Origin of the sequence: Veillonella sp. 20925_1_51, from assembly GCF_041431445.1 — a bacterium.
Classification (GTDB): domain Bacteria; phylum Bacillota; class Negativicutes; order Veillonellales; family Veillonellaceae; genus Veillonella; species Veillonella nakazawae.
In genome coordinates, this window is sequence record NZ_JAPVXT010000004.1 from 1 (window position 1) to 24578 (window position 24578).

At 38.4% G+C, this 24578-nt stretch carries 26 protein-coding genes; 18 read left to right on the forward strand and 8 right to left on the reverse strand.

What is annotated here, in order from left to right; translation table 11 throughout:
• Positions 1 to 158: 158 nt before the first annotated feature.
• The 3 genes from O3607_RS05315 to O3607_RS05325 form a co-directional block, all read right to left on the reverse strand.
• Entirely contained in the window at positions 159 to 566 is a 408-nt protein-coding gene (locus O3607_RS05315; RefSeq protein ID WP_295214648.1) for a Fur family transcriptional regulator, read from the reverse strand.
• A 129-nt stretch (positions 567 to 695) separates the two neighbouring features.
• Complete coding sequence (locus tag O3607_RS05320) at positions 696 to 1514, reverse strand: metal ABC transporter permease (RefSeq protein ID WP_371443496.1); 819 nt, start codon at positions 1512 to 1514, stop codon at positions 696 to 698.
• Positions 1507 to 2316 (reverse strand): metal ABC transporter ATP-binding protein, encoded by an 810-nt coding sequence (locus O3607_RS05325; protein WP_371443497.1) that lies wholly within the window; start codon positions 2314 to 2316, stop codon positions 1507 to 1509. Before O3607_RS05325 ends, O3607_RS05320 begins: the two co-directional genes overlap by 8 nt.
• A gap of 147 nt (positions 2317 to 2463) precedes the next feature.
• Between O3607_RS05325 and O3607_RS05330 the strand changes: the two genes are divergently transcribed.
• The 7 genes from O3607_RS05330 to O3607_RS05360 all read left to right on the forward strand — a co-directional run bounded on the left by O3607_RS05330 (position 2464) and on the right by O3607_RS05360 (position 7797).
• Complete coding sequence (locus O3607_RS05330; RefSeq protein ID WP_129823615.1) at positions 2464 to 3369, forward strand: metal ABC transporter substrate-binding protein; 906 nt, start codon at positions 2464 to 2466, stop codon at positions 3367 to 3369.
• A 136-nt stretch (positions 3370 to 3505) separates the two neighbouring features.
• Positions 3506 to 4111 (forward strand): protein adenylyltransferase Fic, encoded by a 606-nt coding sequence (gene fic, locus O3607_RS05335; RefSeq protein ID WP_371443498.1) that lies wholly within the window; start codon positions 3506 to 3508, stop codon positions 4109 to 4111.
• 11 nt (positions 4112 to 4122) lie between these two features.
• Positions 4123 to 4692: a hypothetical protein gene (locus O3607_RS05340; protein WP_285365279.1), complete on the forward strand. Its 570-nt coding sequence runs from the start codon at positions 4123 to 4125 to the stop codon at positions 4690 to 4692.
• A 166-nt stretch (positions 4693 to 4858) separates the two neighbouring features.
• Positions 4859 to 5530: a hypothetical protein gene (locus O3607_RS05345; protein ID WP_156719703.1), complete on the forward strand. Its 672-nt coding sequence runs from the start codon at positions 4859 to 4861 to the stop codon at positions 5528 to 5530.
• Between the two features lie 180 nt (positions 5531 to 5710).
• The gene (locus tag O3607_RS05350) at positions 5711 to 6394 is read left to right on the forward strand and encodes a hypothetical protein (RefSeq protein WP_371443499.1); all 684 of its coding nucleotides are present in this window, start codon (positions 5711 to 5713) and stop codon (positions 6392 to 6394) included.
• 15 nt (positions 6395 to 6409) lie between these two features.
• Positions 6410 to 7039: a hypothetical protein gene (locus O3607_RS05355; protein WP_371443500.1), complete on the forward strand. Its 630-nt coding sequence runs from the start codon at positions 6410 to 6412 to the stop codon at positions 7037 to 7039.
• 149 nt (positions 7040 to 7188) lie between these two features.
• Positions 7189 to 7797: a hypothetical protein gene (locus O3607_RS05360; RefSeq protein WP_371443501.1), complete on the forward strand. Its 609-nt coding sequence runs from the start codon at positions 7189 to 7191 to the stop codon at positions 7795 to 7797.
• Between the two features lie 20 nt (positions 7798 to 7817).
• Here O3607_RS05360 and fliB read toward each other — a convergent pair whose 3' ends face one another.
• Positions 7818 to 8732: a flagellin lysine-N-methylase gene (gene fliB / locus O3607_RS05365; RefSeq protein WP_371443502.1), complete on the reverse strand. Its 915-nt coding sequence runs from the start codon at positions 8730 to 8732 to the stop codon at positions 7818 to 7820.
• Between the two features lie 156 nt (positions 8733 to 8888).
• Between fliB and O3607_RS05370 the strand changes: the two genes are divergently transcribed.
• From O3607_RS05370 to O3607_RS05380, 3 genes are all read left to right on the forward strand, one after another.
• Entirely contained in the window at positions 8889 to 9452 is a 564-nt protein-coding gene (locus O3607_RS05370) for a PepSY domain-containing protein (protein WP_314360288.1), read from the forward strand.
• A gap of 513 nt (positions 9453 to 9965) precedes the next feature.
• Positions 9966 to 10655: a ribonuclease E gene (locus O3607_RS05375; RefSeq protein ID WP_371443503.1), complete on the forward strand. Its 690-nt coding sequence runs from the start codon at positions 9966 to 9968 to the stop codon at positions 10653 to 10655.
• 158 nt (positions 10656 to 10813) lie between these two features.
• Positions 10814 to 11092, forward strand: a complete 279-nt coding sequence (locus tag O3607_RS05380) for a PepSY domain-containing protein (RefSeq protein WP_119206988.1) — start codon at positions 10814 to 10816, stop codon at positions 11090 to 11092.
• A gap of 494 nt (positions 11093 to 11586) precedes the next feature.
• On the opposite strand, the gene alr is transcribed toward O3607_RS05380, so the two are convergent.
• Positions 11587 to 12699: an alanine racemase gene (gene alr / locus O3607_RS05385; RefSeq protein WP_371443504.1), complete on the reverse strand. Its 1113-nt coding sequence runs from the start codon at positions 12697 to 12699 to the stop codon at positions 11587 to 11589.
• A 296-nt stretch (positions 12700 to 12995) separates the two neighbouring features.
• Here alr and O3607_RS05390 point away from each other — a divergent pair, with 296 nt between their 5' ends.
• Entirely contained in the window at positions 12996 to 13949 is a 954-nt protein-coding gene (locus O3607_RS05390; RefSeq protein WP_371443505.1) for a 2-hydroxyacid dehydrogenase, read from the forward strand.
• A gap of 215 nt (positions 13950 to 14164) precedes the next feature.
• On the opposite strand, the gene pflA is transcribed toward O3607_RS05390, so the two are convergent.
• From pflA to pflB, 3 genes are all read right to left on the reverse strand, one after another.
• The gene (pflA, locus tag O3607_RS05395) at positions 14165 to 14941 is read right to left on the reverse strand and encodes a pyruvate formate-lyase-activating protein (protein WP_371443506.1); all 777 of its coding nucleotides are present in this window, start codon (positions 14939 to 14941) and stop codon (positions 14165 to 14167) included.
• 12 nt (positions 14942 to 14953) lie between these two features.
• Entirely contained in the window at positions 14954 to 15193 is a 240-nt protein-coding gene (gene grcA3 / locus O3607_RS05400) for an autonomous glycyl radical cofactor GrcA3 (protein WP_024066082.1), read from the reverse strand.
• A 75-nt stretch (positions 15194 to 15268) separates the two neighbouring features.
• Positions 15269 to 17386, reverse strand: a complete 2118-nt coding sequence (pflB, locus tag O3607_RS05405) for a formate C-acetyltransferase (RefSeq protein ID WP_285365265.1) — start codon at positions 17384 to 17386, stop codon at positions 15269 to 15271.
• A 376-nt stretch (positions 17387 to 17762) separates the two neighbouring features.
• Here pflB and O3607_RS05410 point away from each other — a divergent pair, with 376 nt between their 5' ends.
• The 7 genes from O3607_RS05410 (at position 17763) to O3607_RS05440 (ending at position 24540) form a co-directional block, all read left to right on the forward strand.
• Positions 17763 to 18629, forward strand: a complete 867-nt coding sequence (locus O3607_RS05410; RefSeq protein WP_371443508.1) for a DMT family transporter — start codon at positions 17763 to 17765, stop codon at positions 18627 to 18629.
• 204 nt (positions 18630 to 18833) lie between these two features.
• Positions 18834 to 19856, forward strand: a complete 1023-nt coding sequence (locus O3607_RS05415; protein ID WP_371443510.1) for a methionine ABC transporter ATP-binding protein — start codon at positions 18834 to 18836, stop codon at positions 19854 to 19856.
• Entirely contained in the window at positions 19856 to 20527 is a 672-nt protein-coding gene (locus tag O3607_RS05420; protein ID WP_005381510.1) for a methionine ABC transporter permease, read from the forward strand. Before O3607_RS05415 ends, O3607_RS05420 begins: the two co-directional genes overlap by 1 nt.
• 54 nt (positions 20528 to 20581) lie before the next feature.
• Positions 20582 to 21406, forward strand: a complete 825-nt coding sequence (locus tag O3607_RS05425; protein ID WP_118091042.1) for a MetQ/NlpA family ABC transporter substrate-binding protein — start codon at positions 20582 to 20584, stop codon at positions 21404 to 21406.
• 378 nt (positions 21407 to 21784) lie between these two features.
• Positions 21785 to 23251 carry a DASS family sodium-coupled anion symporter gene (locus tag O3607_RS05430; RefSeq protein WP_105085184.1) on the forward strand — a complete coding sequence of 489 codons (1467 nt, stop codon included), beginning with the start codon at positions 21785 to 21787 and terminating at the stop codon, positions 23249 to 23251.
• A 322-nt stretch (positions 23252 to 23573) separates the two neighbouring features.
• Entirely contained in the window at positions 23574 to 23978 is a 405-nt protein-coding gene (locus tag O3607_RS05435; RefSeq protein WP_371443511.1) for a PACE efflux transporter, read from the forward strand.
• 58 nt (positions 23979 to 24036) lie between these two features.
• Complete coding sequence (locus O3607_RS05440) at positions 24037 to 24540, forward strand: ECF transporter S component (RefSeq protein WP_009352023.1); 504 nt, start codon at positions 24037 to 24039, stop codon at positions 24538 to 24540.
• Positions 24541 to 24578: the final 38 nt, after the last annotated feature.

The following is a 24578-nucleotide window of genomic DNA, read 5'->3' on the forward strand; positions in this document are numbered from 1 at the left end:
AAGCCCCCGAGTAGGGGGCAGCCAGTGGTAATAGAGTGGTTGTCAGATCATTCAATGCCCTCTTTAGAGGGCCACCACTAGAGAAAGACCCTTATAGGGTCAGAGCAAACCACCCGTTCTACGGGTGGTTATGATTTGATTTATTTAGAGAGTTTTTATTAACCTTTATTCTTACAATCCTTACATGTTCCTGCAATTTCCAAATGATGCTCCGTCACCGTAAAGCCTGCATCAATTAATTCCTGTGGCATTTCTACAACAGGGCAGGTGTGGAGCGGTATCATGGTTCCACATTTGGTACATACTGCATAGTGACGGTGCGTATGAGGGGTAATCTCATAATATGCCATATCGCTACCCATGAGTGTTGTACGGGTAACAATTTCCTTTGTTTCTAATAATTCAAGGGTACGGTAAATGGTAGACATCCATGTAGTGCTGCCATCGCCTAATCGCTCTGCGATTTCCATAGCCGTAATAGGTTTATCTGTAGTTGTTAATACGGACCAAATTGCTTCGCGCTGTTTGGTTTTTTTTATGCCTTCAGGCCAACTTGTTGTATTCATAACGCTCTTTCGATTCTGTTTTAATACTAAACTTGTTATACAAGTATAAGTAGATAATTTATTTTGCACAGGATAGCCATCTTATTTTGCTAATAGAATAGCTATCTATATATTGATGATTATCTTTGTTTACTTGCTAAATTGCATACGGCGTAGGATGGTTCTGATATTTTTAATGACTAATACTACGAGTAGAATTGCAACTGATATTAGCGATACAAAACCACCTGGAGCTATGTTGAGATAGTAGGATCCGAAGAGGCCGATAATCATGGCTAGCAAACTAAATCCAATAGAACAGAGTAATGTCGTTCTAAATCCTTTTTCTAGTTGTAATGCCGATGCTACAGGTAAGGCAATCATAGCACTTAATACGAGAACACCAACGATTTTAATAGAAATGGATACGGCAGCAGCCATTAAGATGGCAAAGATGTAATTGATAAAATCAACCTTAACACCGGCTACACGAGCTGCCTCTTCATCATAAGCGATGTAAAGAAGTGAGTTATATAAGAAATATAAGGTTAAAACAGATAGAATTGTTAGGGCTGCAATACTAATCATATCCGTAGTGTTTACGGTTAAGATACTGCCAAAGAAGAATACATTGGCGTTAGCTTTTAATTTACCTGAACTAATAAGGGTAATAGCTGTACCGATGCTAAGAGATAAGATAATAGTAAGAATCAGATCGAGATGGTGAGAAAAATATTTTCGCAAGAACTCGATAAGGGCACCGCAAATAGCAGTAAAGATAAATGCTCCTAAGATAGGATTCGTATTTGTTAATAAGCCTAATGTAATACCTGCTAGCGATGCGTGGCTCATGGTGTCGCCAATCATACTAGACCGACGAAGTACCATGAAAATACCAATACATGGACATAATAGAGAAATGCAGATAGCTACGAAGAAGGCATTTTGCATGAAATCATAACTAAACATGGTGCACCTCCTTAGTTGTAGTATCATCGACCTGAGCCTGAGCCTGAGCCTGAGCCTGAGCCTGAGCCTGAGCCTGAGCCTGAGCCTGAGCCTGAGTTGTTACATCTGTGAAGCAAACGCAGTTTTCGTGATCCATAGGATTGCGTCCTGTGCTGTGCATAATTTCACTAGCGTATTGTTCAGGGGAGCAAAGATGACCTTGACCATTTGCAATATGGTAAATGTTAGTTGAATTGGCTAAGGCCATTTCAAGGTTATGTTCCACCGAGATAATCGTAATGTGATGAACTTGATTTAATTCGCAGAGGAGTGAGTAAATGCCTTCTTGGCTTTTACGGTCAACACCAGTAGATGGTTCATCAAGTATGATGAGGTCAGGATTACCGATGAGGGCACGAGCGATAGATACACGCTGTGCTTGACCACCAGATAGTTTGCTAATTAAACGGTCTTTGAACTCCGTCATATTGGTGAGTTCTAAGACACGATCTACTTCATGTTTATCTTTAATTTTTAATAGCTTACGGTAGGAATCAAGTATTTCTTTTACCGTAATAGGGAAGCCTGCATGAGAGAAATCATTCTTTTGAGATACGTAGCGAATGTTGTTTGTATCTCGCTTGATAGAGCCTTTCACAGGTTTCAGGAACCCTAAGATGAGACGTAGAAGGGTACTTTTACCAGACCCATTGTCCCCAACGATGGATATATAATCACCGCTGTGAATATGTAAGTTAAGGTCATTCAACACATAAGGTGGCTGACCTTGATAGGAAAAATAAAGATGTTCAATAGATAACATATAAAAACCACTTTTCTAATTGACAAAATCTTGAGTAAGTTTATACTATAACTATATTACAAATGCAACTGAGTCGCAACTGCAACTATAGAATGATTAATATTCTATGAATGCATAGCGATCAGGATTAACAAAAGGAGGACTACGATGGTCAAAAAACTGGTTTTGTTAGTTGTAGGCATCATGATGGCCGCTCTATTTGCAGGCTGTGGCAATGATGCACCGAAGGAACAAGCAAGTAAGAAGATCCAAGTGGTAACAAGTTTTAATGCAATGGCTGAATTTGCAAAGGCTATTGGCGGTGACAAGGTAGAGGTATCTACTATTATTCCAGATGGCGTAGAGCCACATGATTTCGAGTTGAAACCTGACAATATGAAACAATTGGCAACAGCTCAAGTATTCGTGTACAACGGTTTCGGTATGGAACCTTGGGCACAACAAGCGATTGATGCGGCTAAAAATAGCAAGCTCATCACTGTTGTTGCTACAGAGGGCGTAGAAGCTATCAAAAATACTGATCCTGAAGAAATTAAAGAACATGGTGCGGAAGATCCTCATGCATGGTTATCTTTAAAAAATGCAAAAATCGAAGTGAAAAATATTAAAGATGCTTTTGTAAAAGCCGACCCAGCTAATAAGGATTACTACGAAAAGAATTACAATGACTACGTAGCTAAACTTGATGAAATGATTAAGAAATATGAAGGTCAATTTGCACAAGCGCCTCATAAAAACTTTGTTACAGGTCATGCAGCATTTGCGTACTTATGTCGTGACTTTGGTTTGGAACAAAATAGTGTAGAAGATGTATTTGCTGAAGGCGAACCAAATGCAGCGCAATTGGCAGAACTCATCAAGTATTGTAAAGAAAACAATATCACTACTATCTTCGCAGAAGAAATGGCTAGCCCAGAAGTATCCAAGACTTTGGCAAGCGAAGTTGGTGCTAAGGTAGAAACTATTTACACAATCGAAAGTAACGAAGATAATAAAACATACTTAGAACGTATGGATGAAAACCTTACAAAAATTGCAGCATCTTTGAAATAAGATGAATGAAAAGCAGCCCTTGTTGGGCTGCTTTTTTAGTTCTATTCATTGCTCGTAATATTTAAAGTTGTAATAACTATAATTTTTGTTCCTATAGTATAATATATAATGAAAATAAATAAAAAGGAGGTCCAATATGGTTATTACTAATAAATTAGGCATTACTGATTCTCCCACTTTGGCTAGAGGAGAAGAACGAATTAGTAAAAAAGCGGCAACAACATTGTTTGAAAAAAACTTACTTAATGATATGCCTAGTGGTACGTGGACTACCTTGCAAAAAATACATACTATATTATTTCAAGATATATATGATTTTGCTGGTACATTGCGGACTGTGAATATTGCAAAAGGAAATTTCCGCTTTGTTCCTGTCATGTATCTTGCTGAAGCGGTTAAAACTATTGAAGATATGCCGCAATCTACCTTTGATGAAATTATAGAAAAATATGTAGAAATGAATGTAGCCCATCCTTTTAGAGAAGGTAATGGGCGGAGTATGCGATTATGGCTTGATCATATGCTGTGTACAGAATTACTAAAGACTATAGACTGGAGTCAAGTTGATAAAGAGCAATATTTATCTGCTATGGAACGAAGTCCAGTAAATGATTTAGAAATTAAAACTGTCCTAGCTAAGGCGCTTACAAGTGATATCAATAATAGAGAATTATTTATGAAAGGCCTTGACCATAGTTATTATTTTGAAGGTTATCAATTATTTAAGAGTGAGGATTTATAAGGTATAGTATTATGAATGGTTTGTTTGGTCCTTATATAGAAAAATGGATGCATTTGATCACTATTAAGAATATGTTATTATTAGCTGTTATATCAGCAATCATAACTGACTTGGGGTTACATATATTATCGCTAATTTTCTCCAAAAGCCCATTTTTTAAAACATTTATTTGGGAGATTATAAGTCCCGTAGAGATTGAGGTAGTGCCTATCGTTGGATATGTGCTTGGAATTGTAGCATTTGTTTTCGCATCTTCTGGTATTTTATATGGTATTTTCAAGATCTTTAAGGGGCAGGTTACATATAAGCAACTAGTAGCAGACTTACTTTTGAATACTTGTATTGCTGGTTGGATTCATTTTATTTTTGTGCTTTTGGCTGCACCTATTTATCTCTTATTAAACTTACAAATTCGAGGTGGGTCGGGGGGATTAAGCACTATAGAACTCATTAATGTCTTTATCATGGCACAATTAATGTCTAAGCAATTTAGCCTGAGCCCTTGGATAACGGGTATTTCCTTTTATATAGTATCCTTTATCTTTGGTGTGGGTGGTATTATATTGTCCATGTCTCTTTAAATACATATGTAATTGAAATATTGATAGATGCCTTTTAAGTGTCTATCAATTTTTTATTTTCTATTCAATATCAAATTTTGATTTAAAATAAATTTATATTTATTTTAAATGTATATTATGGTAAAATGATAAAAATATGTGCTTTAGATGTTTTGGAGGGGAACATATGGAACGAAAATGGTATTTAGATTTTTGGGCTTTGATTAGAGAGCCTTTTAAACGTGGCATTCCAGAGATTGTTGAATTTGGTACAATTCAACGCGGTTTTGCTGCAACGGTAGCCATGGTTGCGATAACTTTAGTATTTTCTGCTATTACAGAGTTGCTATTGGCTTATGTATTTGGTGCTCATATAGTGAAACTGGGTAGTGTTATAGGCCGATTTGCTGGTCAAGGTGTAATGTCCTTAACGCTTGGTTTGATAGGTACGTTTTTTGTTTTAGCAATTTATTCTGTTATTTTTAGTCAGGTAGCTAATAAGTTTGGGGCCCATACTAATTACGAATCTGTTTTAAAAATCTGTTGGTATCAAAGTGCATATACTCAGTTTCTATCAATAATGATAGGACTCCTTGAGATTATGCTGGTTATCATAGCAAAGGGATTAGGCTTTTATGAGGCATCATCAACGCTTGGATTAACCATATTTAATTATTTTTTCCAAATCGTCAATCTAGGCACTTTTATTTGGTTTTTGTGGGTCAGCTTATCACTTATGGGACGTCAAATTGAAAAGGGACGACTTGCGACTTTTGGTATTGGAATTTTGGCATCTTTAATTCCTGTGGCCTTTATTGGCATATTGGTAGGCATGGTTATGCTTGCTACATCTAGATAATTACATAGTATGAAAAATATGAAAGCAAGGTATGATTATACCTTGCTTTTGTGCTATAATAATGAACAGAGTATGAATTAAAAATAAAATTATTGTTAGAAATTCGTAATCTTGTGTTGTGTGCTGCATCATTCTATATGGAATGGTGCTATTCTTGTTGAGTAAAAGGTGGTGAGAGGTATGATGGCAGGTTTAGTAGAGTTCGTTTATCGCTTATTAAACCCCATTGAAGAAAAAAATCCACGAATGTACCACTATGATGTTACCTATGGACAGCTTGCTTGGATGCTCGTATTGACGCTCATATGCTATCAATTTACCATCGTCGGTGAAAGTGTATATTTAGATGCTATACGTGCTTTGATACGCAACTCATCACTATTAGTGAAGTGGCAAATGTTTGCGCTTCCCGTAGGTCAACATGAGATACAAGTCTTTTTTGAACACTTAAGTAAACCGCGTGAGTTTTGGAATATCGGTCGGTTTGCGTGGGTAATTTTAAAAGCGGCCCTCGTGTCTGGCATTGTTATAGGCTATGCGATAATACAAAAACGTAAGTTCTATATCCGCGGCGTAGTCACTGGGGTTTTACATATGATGGCCTTTGCTCAATTAGTAGTAGCTATGATCACTCTCACGGCAGGTATTATGTTGATTCTTACGACCATACCAATTCTGTTACAAGCTATTATTGGTTTTTGTATGATTGTATTATGCATTCTTAGTACTGTATTGTTACTACAGACCATGGGACGTATTGCAGGGGCTTGTATTGATGGTAGTGCTTATGAAGGTCTAAGCATTATGTTGCTTGCCATTCTAGTGGCTTTGTTGTGCGAAGTGCTATATACATTAACTCGATAACAGATAAGGAGCATTATGACTTGGTATAAGGATATATTGCATTTATTCACGAAATTAAGTGAACAATCCTTTCAAAATATTATTAGAAATGGATCCTATGGTCGCGCTATTTTAAATCTCGTAACATCTACGGTTGTATTATATGTAATGACTTATGTGTTGCCTTTGATAGTGAAAGCCATATCGCCCGCATTAGGCATAAAACGGATGACAGGATTAACACATTTTGATATAGTGAGTGCCTTCGGGAATGCATCGTTTTTAATTTTTCAGATTATCCTAGGCGCTTTCGTTATCTGGCGATTACTTATATTGTTAGGAGGCACAGGTACCTATAAGGGAGTAATGCGGAACTATATTTATGGCTTAGCCTATACGAATGCACTCCGTACCGTAGTATTGGTATTGGTTCATATAGTGGGTCTTATATTATTCTATGTATCTATGCCAAAATATGTAGGCGATATGGCCTATCTTGTTACCATGTTTAGTCAGTATTACGCTGTCTTTATTGGGGCTCAACTCATGCGCCGCTATGTTAATCTAGGAATCGTTAAAACATATATTGTTATGTTTGTTGTGGCTTTGCTATCAGTGTCGGTATTGCCTCAATGGATCCGCTTTGTACATACATTAGTTAAATAATATAAGACATAAAATCAAGTATAACCGCAAGATGAAAGTCTTGTGGTTTTTTTATCGTTTAATTTATATTAAAATTAATTATATATAATTTAAATCTGTGAATTTATGATATAATTAAATTTATAGTATAGTTGAGAGCGGAGTTAGTTATGGATACGACATTTTTACGAGAAATATCCCTGCTGGTGCGTTCACCGAAGAAGGGAATAGATGAAATCTTCTGGTTTGGTACCTTAGAAAAGGGGATTAAAGCTGGCCTTGCCGGTTGGTGTGCCACTCATATTTTAGGCTTTGCTTTAGGTATTGTTCTGTTACCTTTGGCCATGACCTTTGGTGGTTTTTTATTTGGCTTTATTCCTGCTGTATATGGCATATTTTCTATATTGAGAGAGATATTAGGCCTTGGTATATATTGGTTTGTTGGTAGCTTTATACTGTGGAAATTACTGAGCGTTCTTTTAGAGCGTGAGTTTGATTTCAAGCAAGTATTAATGGGCACTGCTTATGTGGAAGGCTATACAGGCGCACTGGGATTAGCATTAATTTTGGTATCTATTATTTGCATTTATATTACGCCATTTTTGCTGATTCTATTAGTTCCTCTAGCACTAGCCTATGTTTGTGCCGTTATCTATGTGGCCGTTATGCTTTTATCTCGTCTTATGAAAGTAGAGCCTCTTACAGTAGGGGCTGTTTATGTGGTATTATTTATTATAAATCTCTTATATAACTGGATTATGCGCATACTATTTGCGTAACTATATGAAAACCTCCTAGTTTATACTAGGAGGTTTTTTGTTGCTTCATAATGTTGTAATAGCAGTTCTACATTATCTTCGTCGTATTCGATTTGTTGGGACCATCTTGACACTTGTTTAAGTGGAGAGCCTTCGAGGGCACTTGTCATAAGTATGTATTCCACACCATCCTTAGCATAGGAAAGGATGGCTTCTAAAGAATAATCTGCTAGCATATCGATTTGACGATATAAGATGTATTGGAATACCTTGTTGAATAGGCTCATATCGTGAGTGGCAACATAGGTTTGAACAGAGGTAGTGAGTTTATCTATATCATGAGATAATGCACTGATTTGTGCAGTCCATTCTTCATCGATAGGCTCTGTTGTACCATATAGATCTAATAGGCTTGTATAATACTGTGCGTCAGGAGATGGAATATATTGAAATAGTGCTGGATCTATATCAAAGGCTAATAGTTCAAATATATTCTGAATAGTTAAACGTTCATCAGGACTAAATTCGCCGTTATCGTCTTCGATAGTAAAGATTACTTGATTAGACTGCATGTCTTCTGCTAGCAGTTCTACCGATGCTTCACAGGATAAACCAACCCCACATAGCTCGAGGTCCTCAATATATTTATAAAATCGCGGATGCATGTGACATGTATCGCATAGGCCTTCTTCACCTAGTTCGAGCACCACCTTACAGAGGCCATTTTCATTGAGTAACGGACACATAGGTTGTTCTTTAGAAAACACGAAATGGCTACCTTCGTCATCGACAGTGATGGCTTGTCGTAAACTTTCACCAAGAGGTCCTGTCATGGCATGATAGCGTTCAGCAGTGGTCTCATCAATATCGATGGTCCACAGTTGGCAGCATGTATTTTCACATCGATCTGCTTTGCATTGAAATGTGTGATATATAGTAGGATATATTGAAATCATAATGGTCTCACTTGTAGTAAAAAATATTCTACGTGCATTGTATCATAGGGCAGTGGTCTATGCATTAATATTATAAATAAAGATTAATAAATCGTATCGATTTAGTGTATAATTGTATATATACACTATGGTCCTGTTTGAGAGATGGAGGAGCCTATGAAATCCTTATTTATAAAAGGTAGCCTTGTATTAGCCTTGGCAGCAGTGTTTGGTATGCCAAATGCAAGTGCGGCGCCTTTAGTAGCAGTAGAACCAACTATTGCAGTCGTTGATGGAAACCATGCAGCGATTGTAGGTGCAAATGGTTTATTGAATGCATTTATTCAAAATCATCCAAATGCAGCTATCACTGAAATCGCTTTTGATGCGGATGGTGGACAAATTAGATATGATGTAGAAGGTTTTGATGAAAGTGGCAAATATGAGCTCACTTATATCTATGCAACAAATCAAATCTTTGAAAAACGTGAAGGTGACTTCCATAAATCCTTAAAGAAAAAATCCTTTGATCCTCGTGAAATCTTACCACCAGCAGCTGTAGTTAACTTTGCTTATGCTCAAACACAAGGTAAAGCGACAAGCCTTAATGAGTGGTCTGTACAATATGATAAAGGTAAAATAGTATACAAAGTTAGCTTCGGTACAGAAGGCGACAAAGAGGTCAATGTACGCATTGATGCTATGAATGGTACGTTGTTGTCTGTTAAATTTGACGACTAAACTATGGTGACTAGTAAATATAACTTAATAGTAGAAGGCTTATTATCTTAAATATAAGAATGAAACTCCTTAAAATTATCTTTTTTTGTAGAAAAGGATAGTTTTAAGGAGTTTTTTTGTGAACATTTGCTCATGAAAGGGGATATTTACATTATGAGAATTACAATGAGTGTCTTCTGTTCCTTTATTTAGGGGAAAAATGGCTTTTTGGAGTTAATTCATAGAATACTTAGTTGTAAATCGAATACTATAGAATTTCATTGAAATTACATATAAATTCATTTTATTCTCACCCCAAAATAAGCTAGACCGGTGAGTTCTACATTTTTATTTCATAGATTATCGATAATATGTGTCCAGTCAAAAGACAGAACTCAAATATATCGGGAGTTTCCAGATTATATATCTACAGTCCACGCTAGATATATATTTTGGAACTATAACGATGACACCGAGTTGGTTGAAATATATATGCGTAAGATTGCATATATATGAATTATCAAGGAGGATATTATGAAAAAATCTATTTTGAAAAGCAGTATTGCTTTAGCAGTAGCTGGCGTATTTGGTGCTACTGTAGCAGTAACAGCAGCTGAACAAGCAACACCAGTTCCTGTAACTCAAGAGGTAGCAGCTACTGCAGCTCCTGTCGCAGAACCTGCTACTCATCAAGTAGTTCCTACTATTCAAGTGACTCCAGCAGCTAAAACAGAAGCAGCTCCTACAGTAGCTAAAGTAGAAGTAACTCCAGCTGCTAAAGTAGTACCTACAGCAGCTAAAGTTGAAGTGACTCCAGCTACACCAACAGCTAAAGATATTACACCAGTTCCAACAGCAACTCAAGATGTAAAAGCTCCAGTTGCTCAAGACACTGTAGTTCCAGCAGCAGCTAATCCAGCAGCAGCAACTCCTACAATTGAAACTGCAGCGGTAGCGAAAGCTCCTAGCGAAGCTAAAGTAGTACGTGCAGCAGATAAAAAAGTAGAAGCTAATAAAGACGAAAAAAATACTAAAAAAGCGCAAGCACACAAAGCGCCTAAAGTAAAAGCTGACAAAGCAGTTAAAGCTGATAAAGCTGTAAAAGAAACTAAAGAAGTAAAAGCAGATAAAAAAGCTGACAAAAAAGAAACTACTAAAGAGGAAAAAAAAACTCTAAAAGTGGAAAATCACAACCTAGCACAACAAGTAAGCAAGCAGGCGTAGTCGATCAAAATAGTATTTTCGTAATTGGTGCGAATTATTTAATCGATCAATTTGAAAATAAATATGGCGACTCTAAGATTACTAAAGTATCCTTCAAAGCTGCCGACAAAACTGCTATTTATGAAGTAGACGGTTTCAATGCTAGTGGTGCCCATTCCATGACTCTAGATGTGGCAACTGGTAATGTAACTGAAGGTACTCCTAAAGCATATGATGCATCCATGGAAGCTAGTGCTATTGATGCTGGTACTGTGTTACCTCCACATGTGGCGATCAATGCAGCCTTCGCACAAACTGGCAATGTAGCAACTGGTATTAACTCTTGGTCTGTAGTGAACCAAAATGGTAAACCTATATATACTGTAGAGTTCCATGATGCACAAAACAAACCTGTATCCATTGCATTGGATGCTAAAACAGGTATGGCCGTAAAATAAGCTAATCCTAAGCCTATCCTACTGTAAAGCAAACCCCTTTAATACACGAACACTAAACACATAATACTATACACACTTACACACATACACAACACACATACACAATACACTTACACACACAATAAACAATTACACACACGCAGCCCTCTGGATTGGATAGACAAACATTGACTCTCTCCTATGCCGTCTGTCGTTCAGAGGGCCCCTTATGCATTGTGGTTCCCTCCCAATCATAAGATTATATACTTGGTATATAATACTCTCTCTCACAATAAGAACGTAACTGCTTTACAGTACGCTAGGTATAGGAGAGCAGGAAAGCCCGTAATACATGTAGACCGCTGCATGTATTACGGGCTTTTTCTATGTCCATTCAATATAAAAATGTACCATATAAGAAAAATCCGTAGCAGAAATTGGAAAAGCGCAGATACAATGTATATCTGCGCTTTTGGTATATGGAGTATTTACTATTAGTAACAATAGTTAGCCTTTTATATGTATTGTCGAGGCACGCGTTCTGAGAAACCACAAAAGATTTCATAAGGAATTGTAGATGCAAGAGCAGCAATCTCGAGTGCAGAGATGCTTTCATGACCTTGAGAACCTAGGAGCACAACCTTGTCACCTGGTTGTACAGTAATCGTATCTGGAACGGCCACCATGAATTGGTCCATACAGATGCGACCCACTACAGGACAACGTGTGCCATGAATGAGGACTGTACCGCGGTTGGATAAGCTACGAGGATATCCATCTGCATAGCCTACAGGAATGGTAGCAATCGTCATTGGTTCAGGTGTTACATAGGTAGAACCATAACCGATACCTTCACCTGCTTCTAGTCGCTGTACATGAACTACTTCGCTATGGAAGGAGAGGACTGGTTTTAATCCTAATCGATTTGGTACATCAAGGGATGGCATAATGCCATACTGAATAATACCAGGACGGGCATCGGTGAACAAGCTATCTTTTACGGATAACAACCCAGCACTATTGGCAAGGGAGAAGCGATAGTCCGCATCAGGTCTAAATGCACGAATTTCATCGACCATTTTATGGAACTTTTGCGCCTGCCCATGAGCGTGGCTTTGATCCGCCGCATCGGCGTTACTCATATGAGAAAAGAAACCGTCTACTTCAAGATTTTCATAGGATTCAACGCGTTTGATAAATTCCACAGCATCTTCAGGCTTGATACCAATACGATGCATGCCTGTATCAACGGCAATCGCAACGCGAATGATCATATCGTGATTTTCTGCTACCTTGTCAAGCGCTTCTAAATCGGTAGATTCGCATACAGCGGGAATGGAATTTGTGTCTGCTACAAGCTCAAAGGACTGAGGTCTTGTGAGACCAAGTAGATAAATTGGTACCATAATCCCTGCGTTGCGAAGTGGAACTGACTCTTCAGGAATGGCAACGGCTAAGGATTCATAACCTTCCTCAACGGCAATACGGCCCATCATAACACTGCCGTGGCCATAGCCATTGGCCTTGATAACAGCGGTGGATGTGCTCCATTCCGGTAAACTATCTTTAATTTTACGCAAATTCTCGCGAACGAGACTTGTATTTATGGTCAAATAGGTAGGTCTCATGGTATTCCTCAATTCTATATAACATTAATATAATTGTATAACTTTTAGGGAATTACACAATACTTTTGTGAAAGTTTTATACAGAAATTCTATTTTTATGATTTTTATACATATATTATATACAATAAACGTGAAAGTATACTAATTAATATAGTTCTCTGTGATATTAATAGTATAAATTCATATAAATAATAGTATAATTTATGTAGAAGTATTTTCCTTAATAGGTGTATGTACCCCTAGATTTGGGCATTATGTATACTCTATAAAATTTAATAGCTATGTAGGAGGTTCTCATGAGCGAACGTGTGGTAGTGGTAAACGCAGGTAAAATGAATTATGACCATGCATTAGATTTTTCTATTTTATCTAATGATGTACAGGTCTATGATAATAGTACAAATGAAGAGCTTATTGAGCGTATCCAAGGTGCTCGCGTTGTAGTTACAAAAGAATTACCCGTAGGAGCTGATTTGCTTTCACAATTCCCAGATACTGTAAAACTCATCGTAGAAGCGGGTACAGGATATAATAATATCGACCTTAATGCAGCAAAGGAAAGAGGCATCACTGTGTGCAACATTCCAGCGTATAGCACAGAGCGTGTAGCGCATACGGTAATCATGATGATCCTCAATTTTGCATCTACAATGCAACAACAAATCGGTATGCTCGCTAAAGGTGATCGCAGCAACTTTACAAAATATTTGCAAGTGAGCCACACAGAAGTGAATGGTAAAACATTAGGTGTTGTTGGTGCTGGCCACATTGGTATGGAAGTGATCAAAGTAGCTAAAGCACTTGGTATGAATATCTTAATCCATACGCGTACACCAAAGGCTGATGGCGACGGCATTCGTTATGTAAGCCTTGATGAATTACTAGAAAATAGTGATTATATTACATTGCATTGCCCATTGAATGACCAAACTAAGCACATGATTAATAAAGAAACCATTGCTAAGATGAAGCCAAATGCTGTTATTGTCAATACAGGTCGTGGTCCTCTTATTAATGAAGCCGACCTTTGTGAAGCATTAGCAGCTAAACGTATTGCAGGTGCCGGTCTTGATGTACAAGAGGTAGAACCGCCAGCAGAGGATAGCCCTCTATATACATTAGATAATGTTATCCTTACACCTCATATGGGCTGGAAAGGTCTCGAAACACGCCAACGCTTGGTAGGCATCATTCGTGACAATGTACAAGCCTTCTTTAAAGGTGAACCTATTAACGTAGTATCTAAATAAAATAGATATTAGAACAAATCGAATATCAAATTGAACACTGCACTGATAGTAGTGAAAATAGTGTACCAATTATAGATATTAAAATAGTCTATAAATACAATAAGAGCCGTCCCCGGTTGTGTGGGGGCGGCTCTATTGTTTTTAGGGCTATCATAGATCAAGTCTTGGTATATATATGTATATATATCAAGGGAGGTAGTTATCCTCAAACTTGATTATGATTGATGTTGTGTTTTGATGGGACTCCACCAATGGCGTCGATAGGCCTTGATGCCTTCCACCACGGTTCTTGTCGCTTTGGCCGCTAAATCTTTTGTTGCGGCCGGTATGCCCTCTAGGCGATAGGTGAGACCTAACTCCTTATATTTAGCAGTACCCATAACGTGATATGGTAAGCAATCAACGGCTTGTAAGTTTTTCAGAGATCCTAGGAAAAAGCCTAGACGATAGTGATGATCTGCATTATCTGTGATTGTTGGAACCACAACGTGACGAACCCAAATAGGAACTTCTACATCTGCCGTCAATCGAGCAAAGCCGAGAATAGGCTCTAACGATTTTCCTGTTAACCACAGATGTTTATCAGGATCGATTTCTTTAAGGTCTAGGATGACGAGACTAGTGACACTGAGTAATTTACGGTAGGGCACCTCTTGGTGGGGATCAAAACAAATTCCACTTGTATCTAAACAGGTATGGACGTTTCTTTCACGGAAATATGTGAACAGCTCAGTAACAAAGTCGATTTGCATTAGAGCTTCCCCACCTGTGACGGTGATACCACCATTAGCATAGAATTGGCGGTTACGTTCGTACTGGTCCCACAATTCCTCAACAGTCATAAATTTAACATCATCGCTACTTTCATTCCATGTGTCGGGATTGTGGCAATAAGCACAACGCATGGGGCATCCTTGGAGAAAAACCACCATGCGCATGCCTGGACCATCAACCGTACCCATCGTTTCAACCGAATGAATACGTCCTGTCATAGGAAACCTCGATTAGATTTGTTGATGGAATGTACGGGAAATAACTTCGTCCTGTTGTTGTTTTGTCAATTTGCTGAAGTGCACTGCGTAACCAGATACACGAACAGTTAATTGAGGGTACAACTCAGGATGTTTTTGAGCGTCTAACAATGTTTCACGAGTGAACACGTTAACGTTCAAATGATGACCGCCTTTTTGGGAGTAGCCATCCAATAACTCTACCAAGTTATCAACTTGTTGTTGGTTGCTCATGGGTATTGCCTCCTTTCAACCAAGACTAACACTCGTATCGGTGCCGGTGAAAGCAGTCCGATACTATGGAAGACGTTAATTATCTTCCTTTATAGTAACATTCGGTTCGCTACACGCGAAGTTTGTATTGGAGTTAGGCAATTGAGATGGATCTAACTCAATATCAAAATCGCTAACGGACACAAATGTTTCACCAGATTTACCTAATGCGTCAGGAATGATAGAGAAGGTATTGGAAATACCATCGGAGCTATCACGCCATGGCATTTTTGCTACGGATGCCAACGAAGAAATAGCACCGTGAGTATCACGACCATGCATTGGGTTAGCACCAGGAGCGAAAGCTTCACCAGCTTTACGGCCATCTGGAGTGGAACCTGTTGCAGTACCATATACTACGTTGGAAGTAATTGTTAACAAGCTCATAGTTGGAACGGATTGACGGTATGTAGGATGTTTACGAATCTTGTTCATAAATGTGGAAACAACTTTTGCTGCCAAGCTATCTACACGATCGTCATCGTTACCATATTTAGGGAAGTCACCTTCGATTTCGAAATCAACAGCAATGCCGTTTTCGTCGCGAATAGGTTTTACCTTAGCATATTTAATAGCAGACAAGGAGTCAGCTACTACGGATAAACCAGCAATACCAGTTGCAAACCAACGAGTTACTTTGCGGTCATGCAATGCCATTTCTAGTTTTTCATAAGCATATTTGTCGTGCATGTAGTGAATGATGTTCAATGCGTTTACGTATACGCCTGCCAACCATTCCATCATGTCGTCGAATTTTTCCCATACTTCGTCGAATTCTAAGTATTCGGAAGTGATAGGGCGGTATTTAGGACCAATTTGCTTCTTTAATTTTTCGTCAACGCCGCCATTGATTGCATAAAGCAAGCATTTAGCCAAGTTGGAACGAGCGCCGAAGAATTGCATTTCTTTACCAATACGCATTGGAGATACGCAGCATGCAATAGCGTAGTCATCACCAGAGTTAGGACGCATTAAGTCGTCGTTTTCGTATTGGATGGAAGATGTTTCGATGGACAATTTCGCACAGAAGCGGCGGAAGCCGATTGGCATGCGAGGAGACCACAATACAGTGAGGTTTGGTTCTGGAGCAGGACCAAGGTTAGTCAATGTATGTAGGTAACGGAAGGACATTTTGGAAACTAATGTGCGGCCGTCAGTACCCATACCACCGATAGATTCAGTAGTCCAAACAGGGTCACCTGTGAACAAGTTATTGTATTCATGGATACGTGCGAAGCGAACCATGCGCAATTTCATGATGAAGTGATCTACGAACTCTTGAATTTGTTCTTCTGTATATGTACCGTCGCGAAGGTCACGTTCTGCGTAGATGTCTAGGAATGTAGAGTTACGACCGATGGACATAGCAGCACCGTTTTGCTCTTTAATAGCGCCAAGGTAACCGAAGTAAATCCATTGCATAGCTTCTTTAACGTCTTTAGCTGGTCCAGAAATGTCGTAACCATAAGATGCGGCCATTTCTTTCAATTCTTTCAAGGACCGAATTTGTTCTTGGATTTCTTCGCGATCGCGAATTACATCTTCAAGCATATCGCCCATTGTGATACTGAATTGTTCTTTTTTATCTTCGATGAGGTAATCAATACCATACAACGCGATACGGCGATAGTCGCCAATGATACGGCCACGGCTGTAAGCATCAGGCAAACCAGTTACGATATGAGCTGTACGAGCGGCACGCATTTCAGGTGTATATACATCAAATACGCCATCATTGTGAGTTTTACGGTGCTTTTTGAAGAAGTCTTCTGTTTGCGGATCCATTTTGAAGCCGTATTCTTCAATAGCAGATTTTGCTGTACGCAAGCCACCATAAGGGAACATAGCGCGTTTTAGTGGTTTATCAGTTTGCAAACCAACGATTGTTTCGAGGTCTTTGTCGATATATCCTGGCGCATGGGCAGTAATGTGTGTGGCCACGGAAGTATCGGCATCGAGCATGCCGCCTTTTTCACGTTCTTCCTCGTAAAGCTTCATTACTTGATCCCATAATTTTGTCGTTCTTTCTGTAGGACCAGCAAGGAAGGAATCGTCCCCTTCATAGGGAATATAGTTTCTTTGAATAAAGTCGCGTACATCAACGGCTTTATCCCACACACCTGTGTTAAAATCTTTCCATGCAGTATGTTGCATTTTGCACCTCCATAAAAGGATATAACTATAGATTTCTATGCCTATAGTGTACAATGTTTGTCCTGATTTAACAAATTTTAAATGATATATATTTTCAATACATACTATGCGATTTTCGTAAGAATGGATGTTATTTGTAATTTAATAATATTGAAAACACTATATAAATACATTGAAAGTATAACTAATTACTTGATTTATTTGAGTTTGGGTTTTGAAGAATCAATTATTATATTATCTTTAAATAATGAAAATTTATATCAATAAATAGAGAGTGTTCGATATGTTGTGATGTATCTTCTTGGAATTGTAGGGGCTTATTATGGTAATATTTAGATAGTATTGATTATGGAATTACGTAGAAAGGTAGATGCTAATGACAAATCGTATGAAAGCCATTTTAGGGGCATCTGCCACCATTGCCGTTTGGGCTACGGCGTTTCCTTTTGGTAAAGTAGCATTGCAATCAGTAGATGCATTGACACTCTCGGTAGCAAGGGTTGTAGGTGGTGCTATACTCATGCTAATTATTGGTGTATTTAAGGGATTACATATACCTACATCTTGGCGTGAGTGGGGCATATATATTTTGTTGGGGGCTACAGGGAACTTCCTTTATCAAGTTGTTTTTAATGAAGGACTTCGCACAATCCCAGCAGCTACGTCAAGTATTATTATGGCTTTAACGCCCATGACGACAGCACTTTTAGCGTTAGTGGTGTATAAAGATAGAATACGTCCCGTCGGATGGATCTTCACTATCACTGCATTTATAGGTGTAGCTATTATTATTCTTTGGAATTCTACTCTTACAATTCCTATGGGCGCAATATGGACGTTGTTGGGTATGATACTGTTTGCGATTTATAACATCCTCAATCGTGGCCTTAGCCTGAAAGGTTATAACTCCATTACTATCGCCATGTGGTCCATGTTTACAGGTGCCATTATGGCACTACCTTTTGCAGATCATGCTATTGAAATGATTGGAGCTGCACCAATTACTGCAAAGCTTGCTATGGTATACCTAGCATTCTTTTCCAGTGCATTAGGATTCGTATTCTGGAGCTATGCCTTTGAACATGCTGAAAAAGTTTCAGATGTAACCAATTTTATGTATATCTCGCCAATCGTGGCAGCCGTAGTAGCCGCCTTTTTATTAGGAGAATATCCTAATATGGGACTCTATATTGGAGCGCCCATTATACTAGGATCATTGTTCTTATTTAATCGATATAGATGATGGCTTTGATGTAAAGGACCTGTTTTAATCTTAAATAAAAGTATATAGATACGAAAAGAACCTCAACATTTTTGTTGAGGTTCTTTTTGTGTTTGACAGTCATTATAAATTGTAGTAATCTAAGTATACAATTAAAACATACCTTAAAGATATGTTTTAGAAAGATGTTAATTCCTACTAATGTGTAGGGAAAGAGGTGGTACAGTGATTGCTATACGAAATGTAACGAAAGAGTTTGACGTTAATAAGCAAAAGGTTACTGCATTATCTGATGTAAACTTTACCATAGAAAAAGGCGATATATTTGGCATTATTGGCTTTAGTGGAGCTGGTAAATCTACACTGCTTCGCATGATTAATGCCTTAGAGGTACCTACCTCTGGTCATGTTGAAATAGATGGTGTGAATATCAATGGTTTAAGTTTTAATGAGCTTAGAAAGGTTCGTAAGCGCATCGGCATGGTTTTTCAACAGTTTAATTTGTTGAATGCTAAATCTGTGTATGATAATGTGGCTATCCCGCTAATTCTTAATAAGGTGCCAAAATCCGACATTGATAAAAAGGTTAAAACCTTATTAGACTTTGTTGATTTAGGCGATAAAGCAAATGCATATCCAGGCGAATTATCAGGTGGTCAAAAGCAGCGCGTTGGTATTGCCCGTGCGTTAGCTACAGATCCATCGATTCTTTTATGCGATGAAGCGACAAGTGCTCTTGATCCAGATACAACAGAGTCTATTCTTCAATTATTAGAGCGCGTTAATCGTGAACTTGGGGTAACAGTTGTTATCGTAACTCATGAGATTGATGTAATTCAAAAAATTTGTAATCGCGTTGTGGTTATGGAACATGGAAAGCTTATAGAGAGCGGCTCCGTACTTGAGGTGTTTAGTAAACCTAAACATGAAACAACTAAACGATTTGTACGTACTGTAATTCCTGATGAAATTCCATCAACAGTGAAACATACCTTGGCTTGTGATAAAAGGCCATATACAATTCTTAAGATGCACTTTTTAGGAAATAATACGACCGATAATGTTCTATATCATATTAATAAAACCTTTAATTTGGAAACGAGTGTATTATTCGCTACCGTAACAGAGCTAGAGCATACAGTACTTGGTATTTTTATTGTTCAGTTTATTGGCGACGATCTTGAGGTGGGCAAGGTGAAAGAGTATCTTGTGACACAAGGTATTGAATGGCAGGAGGTGACACTATAATGGACTTCTTCATGCAAGAACTTGGTGTTCCAGGTTCACAGTTATTACTAGCTGCAGAACAAACATTATACATGGTGTTCCTATCTCTATTCATTGGTACCGTACTAGGGCTGATTATCGCAGTGACACTGGTGGTAACAAATCCGAATGGTATTGTTAAAAATAGCATTGTTTACACCATTACAAATACAATTGTTAATATTGTGCGTTCCGTCCCATTTATCATCTTGATGGTGTTTATCTTACCGTTGACTAAGATGATTGTTGGCACTCGGGTTGGTACAACGGCGGCCATCGTACCGCTTGTTATATTTATTGCGCCTTATCTTGCTCGACTCTTTGAAAACTCTATTTTAGAGGTTAATAAAGGCATTATCGAGGCTGCACAATCGATGGGGGCCTCCCATTTTGAAGTGATTTGGCATTTCCTTTTACCAGAGGCAAAGGGTTCACTTATCTTATCTATTACGACTGGTACGATTGGTCTAATCGGTGCTACTGCTATGGCTGGTGCCATTGGTGCAGGTGGTGTAGGTGATTTGGCCCTCACCTATGGTTATGAACGGTTGAACTTCCCATTGATGCTATTTACCGTTGTTATTTTGATTATTTTTGTTCAAATTATTCAAACAATAGGTAACTACTTTGCACGTCGTGCGCGTCGTTCCTAGTTTGATGAAATAGATTTTGGTTATATTGATTGTGAAAGCATAGGAGGATGTACTATGAAATTTAAAAAACTTCTTGCCCTTGGTGCGGCATTAGTATTTAGCGTAGCTTTTATCGCAGGCTGCGGTTCCAATAATAGCGATAATGGTGCTAAAAAGGAATTATCCTATAGTAAATCTCAGGGCCCTTACTCTGAACTATTTGAAAAAGGTGTTAAACCAATTTTGGAAAAACAAGGCTATACCTTTAAAGGTGTAGATATGTCTGACTTGGTACAAGCGGACCAAGTGTTGAGCGATGGTGAAGTAGATTTCAACGTTGAACAACATACAGCATATATGAAAAACTTTAACGAAAAGCAAAATGGTCATCTTGTAGCGTTGACTCCAATTCCAACTGTACCAGCAGGTATCTTTAGCGGTTCCAAAACATCTTTAGACCAAGTGGCAGATGGTGATACTATTGCGGTACCAAATGATGCATCTAACATGGCACGTGCCTATGCGTTGTTGCAAAAAATCGGTTGGATTAAACTTGATCCAAATAAAGATTTAGCAACAGTAACACAAGCTGATATAATTGAAAACCCTAAACATCTTAAATTTACAGAAATGAAATCCCTTACAATTCCTTCTGTACGTACTGATTTTGACTATATTGTTATTACCGGTGCTATCATCTATAATGCAAAAATTGATCCTAAATCTGCATTAGCAAATGAAGATGTATTGCCACAATGGTTGTTACAAGTCGTAGTTAACGAGAAAAACAAAGATGCTCAATGGGCAAAAGATATTGTAGCTGCTTACCACTCTCAAGAATTCAAAGACTACATGGAAAAAAATAACAACGGCCTATGGTTCGTACCAAAAGGTGAATAGAATATAGAAATATAAAAGAACCCCTAATAAGTTTTTACTCATTAGGGGTTCTTTGTTTGTCGGGAATAATTTGAGCTCATTAGTATCTACTGCAAGTAGGTTGGTTACCTTTGGTAGACTTCCTTATACGGTCATACCTGCCGCATAGTTTTCATAGAGTTCTTTATAGTGACCACCGCGTTCGATTAGTTCGTGATGTGTTCCTTGTTCCACAATGGTACCGTTTTCTACTACGAGTAGGATGAAATTTATTACTAAAAGTTTATTATCAATTAATAAGTGTTATGATTAAGTTTATATCATCTTATTAAAATTTTTGATATACTAAATAAGCATTTTTTTGTAATTTTTGTTTTGAAGTAGTAAGGAGAGTTTCTAATGAAGTTGAATTGGAAATTATTCGCACCGCTTGTAGTAGCTATTCTTGTATGGCTCATCGGTGCTCCTGAAGGCCTTAGCGCAAATTCTTGGATTTACGTAAGTATTTTCGCTGGCCTCGTGGTAGGTTTGATTTTAGAACCAATGCCACCAGCTTTTATCGGTATCATTGCAGTTACCGTATCTATGTTGTTTAAAGTAGGTCCTGCCCCTGTTGTAGATAAAGCAACTGGTGTAGCAAAGGCGATTACTGATGCACAAGCTATCAGTTGGGGCCTTAGTGGTTTCTCTAATGCCATCGTATGGTTGATCTTTGCAGCTTTCATGATCGGTATTGGTTATGAAAACTCTGGTCTTGGCCGTCGTATTGCCTTGTTCTTGGTAGCAAAGCTTGGTAAGTCCTCTTTAGGTCTTGGTTATGCCATTGCTATTACTGACCTTGTGTTGGCTCCATTCATTCCAAGTAATGCGGCTCGTTCCGGTGGTACGATTTATCCAATCGTATCTAGTATTTGCCCAATGTTCGATTCCTATCCAGATAAGAACCCTCGTAAAATTGGTTCCTATTTGAACTGGGTAGCGTTGGCAACTACATGTGTATCTAGCTCTATTTTCTTGACTGGTGCAGCGCCAAACCCATTGGCTCTAGAATTGTCTGCTAAATCTGGTATCGTAGCTGCTAACTGGGGCACATGGTTCCTTGCATTCTTGCCAGTAGGTCTCATCTTGTTTATCATCACTCCATTGTTAACGTATGTATTCTGCAAACCAGAGGTAAAAGGTTCTCCTGAAATTGCAGCATGGGCAAAAGATGAATACAAGAAATTAGGTTCTATGACACGTAGTGAAATCTTCATGGCCTTGATTTCTGTATTGGCTCTTGTATTGTGGATTGGTGCTTCTACATTCAAAGTAAACCCAACTACAACGGCTTTAATTGTTATTATCTTGATGATTTTCACTAAGATTATGACATGGCAAGACTTCCTTGCTAACAAACCAGCATGGAATGTTTTGACTTGGTTTGCTACACTCGTACCTATGGCTTCTGGCCTTAAAAATGTAGGCTTCTTAGACTGGCTTGCTAAATCTGCTGGTGGTTCTTTGGTTTCTTTAGATCCTACAATGGCAGTTCTTGGTTTGTTATTAGCATTCTGCTTACTTCGTTACTTCTTTGCTTCTGGCACTGCTTATGTAACAGCTATGGTAGGCTTGTTTGCTACTCTAATTCTTCAAATTCCTGGCGTTGATCCAGCGCAAGTTATGTTGATTCTGTTAGTACCGATGGGGATTATGGGTATCCTTACACCATATGGTACTGGTCATAGCCCAATCTGGTTTGCTAGTGGCTATAACAAAGGCCCTGAATTCTGGAAATTGGGCGCTATCTTTGGGATTATCTACCTCGCGATCTTTATCGTGGTGGGGATTCCATGGATTGAGTTCGTAATGCCACTTTTAGGATAAAGTGCTCCGCCGCATTGTATCTCCTTGCGCTCCATTCTGACGCAAGTCGCTTAGAAGATACAATGCGGCTTCTTTTTATCCTGAAATAACAATACTCACTACCGGAAACGCAAGTCGCTGGACAGACATATGGCGGCTTTTTCTATCTTAAAATGGCAAAACTCACTTCAGGTGCGCAAGTCGAGCTTACAGAACACTACGAGGGGCTTTCTTTATATCTGGAAATGGCAAAGCTCCACAAAACTCGACAAATCTAAAAAAATAAATATAATAGTAGAGTGATAGTGAATTTCTTGTCTAGTTTCTGATGGAGGTGTTTGTTATGTCTGCTTCAGAGCGTGTGGTACAGTCGATTTTGTATGAGCTTGGTTGTATTTTAATTGGTTGTTTGGTAATGCAGTTTGTTCCTCATGAGGGACAGCCTTTTGTATTAATGGTTATTTTTTCCTTACTAGCTATGGTTTGGAATTTTGTGTTTAACTGGATTTTTGATAAACTAGTACCAGGTGATCGATTAGCGCGAGGCCCAATCATTCGTACGGTTCATGCTGTGTTATTTGAAGGCTTATTTATGATTGCAACGGTGCCAATTATTATGTACATGATGCAGATGAGCTTTTGGATGGCTTTTATGACGGATATAACGATGACATTGGTTATCTTAGGTTATACGTATGTGTATAATTGGGTATATGATCGAGCGCGTCTATATTTTGTAGAGGCTTAATTTGAAATATGAGGTGGGTACCTCTTGTGAAATCTATATCGTATAGTAGGAGGTTCTTATGTCTACAAAGTCTATTACGGGCACAGGTCTATTGTTGGCCGTAGCCTTATTGGCGCAAAGTTTGCGTCTCATTTTTCCATTTATTCCTAATCAGGTGAGTATGTTCCTCATCGGTTCTATTACATCTGCTACATTTGTACTCGCCACATGGCGCTATGGTTGGAAAAATGGTCTTGTTATTGCTTGGATTGCACCAGTAGTAGCACATTTACAAGGCATGTTGCCGTTGCCACCGTTTATTTTGATTACCGCCCTTGGCACGACAGCCTATGTATTCGTAGCGCACTGGTTACAACATAAACCGAAAGTATTGCTTATTATCGTGGCGGCCTTGGTAAAAGCAGGTGTTCTCTTTGGAGGATATTCCTTGTTCTTTTCCCTATTCCAATTCCCACCGAAGATTGTAAATACTATGTTATTTGTATCTAGTTGGCCTCAATTGGTAACATCTTCTTTGGGCATTATTTTGGCTCTACTTATTACAAAACGTACTAAAAATTAGTCTAACGTAACTTATAGTTATGACAACCCATTCAAAAT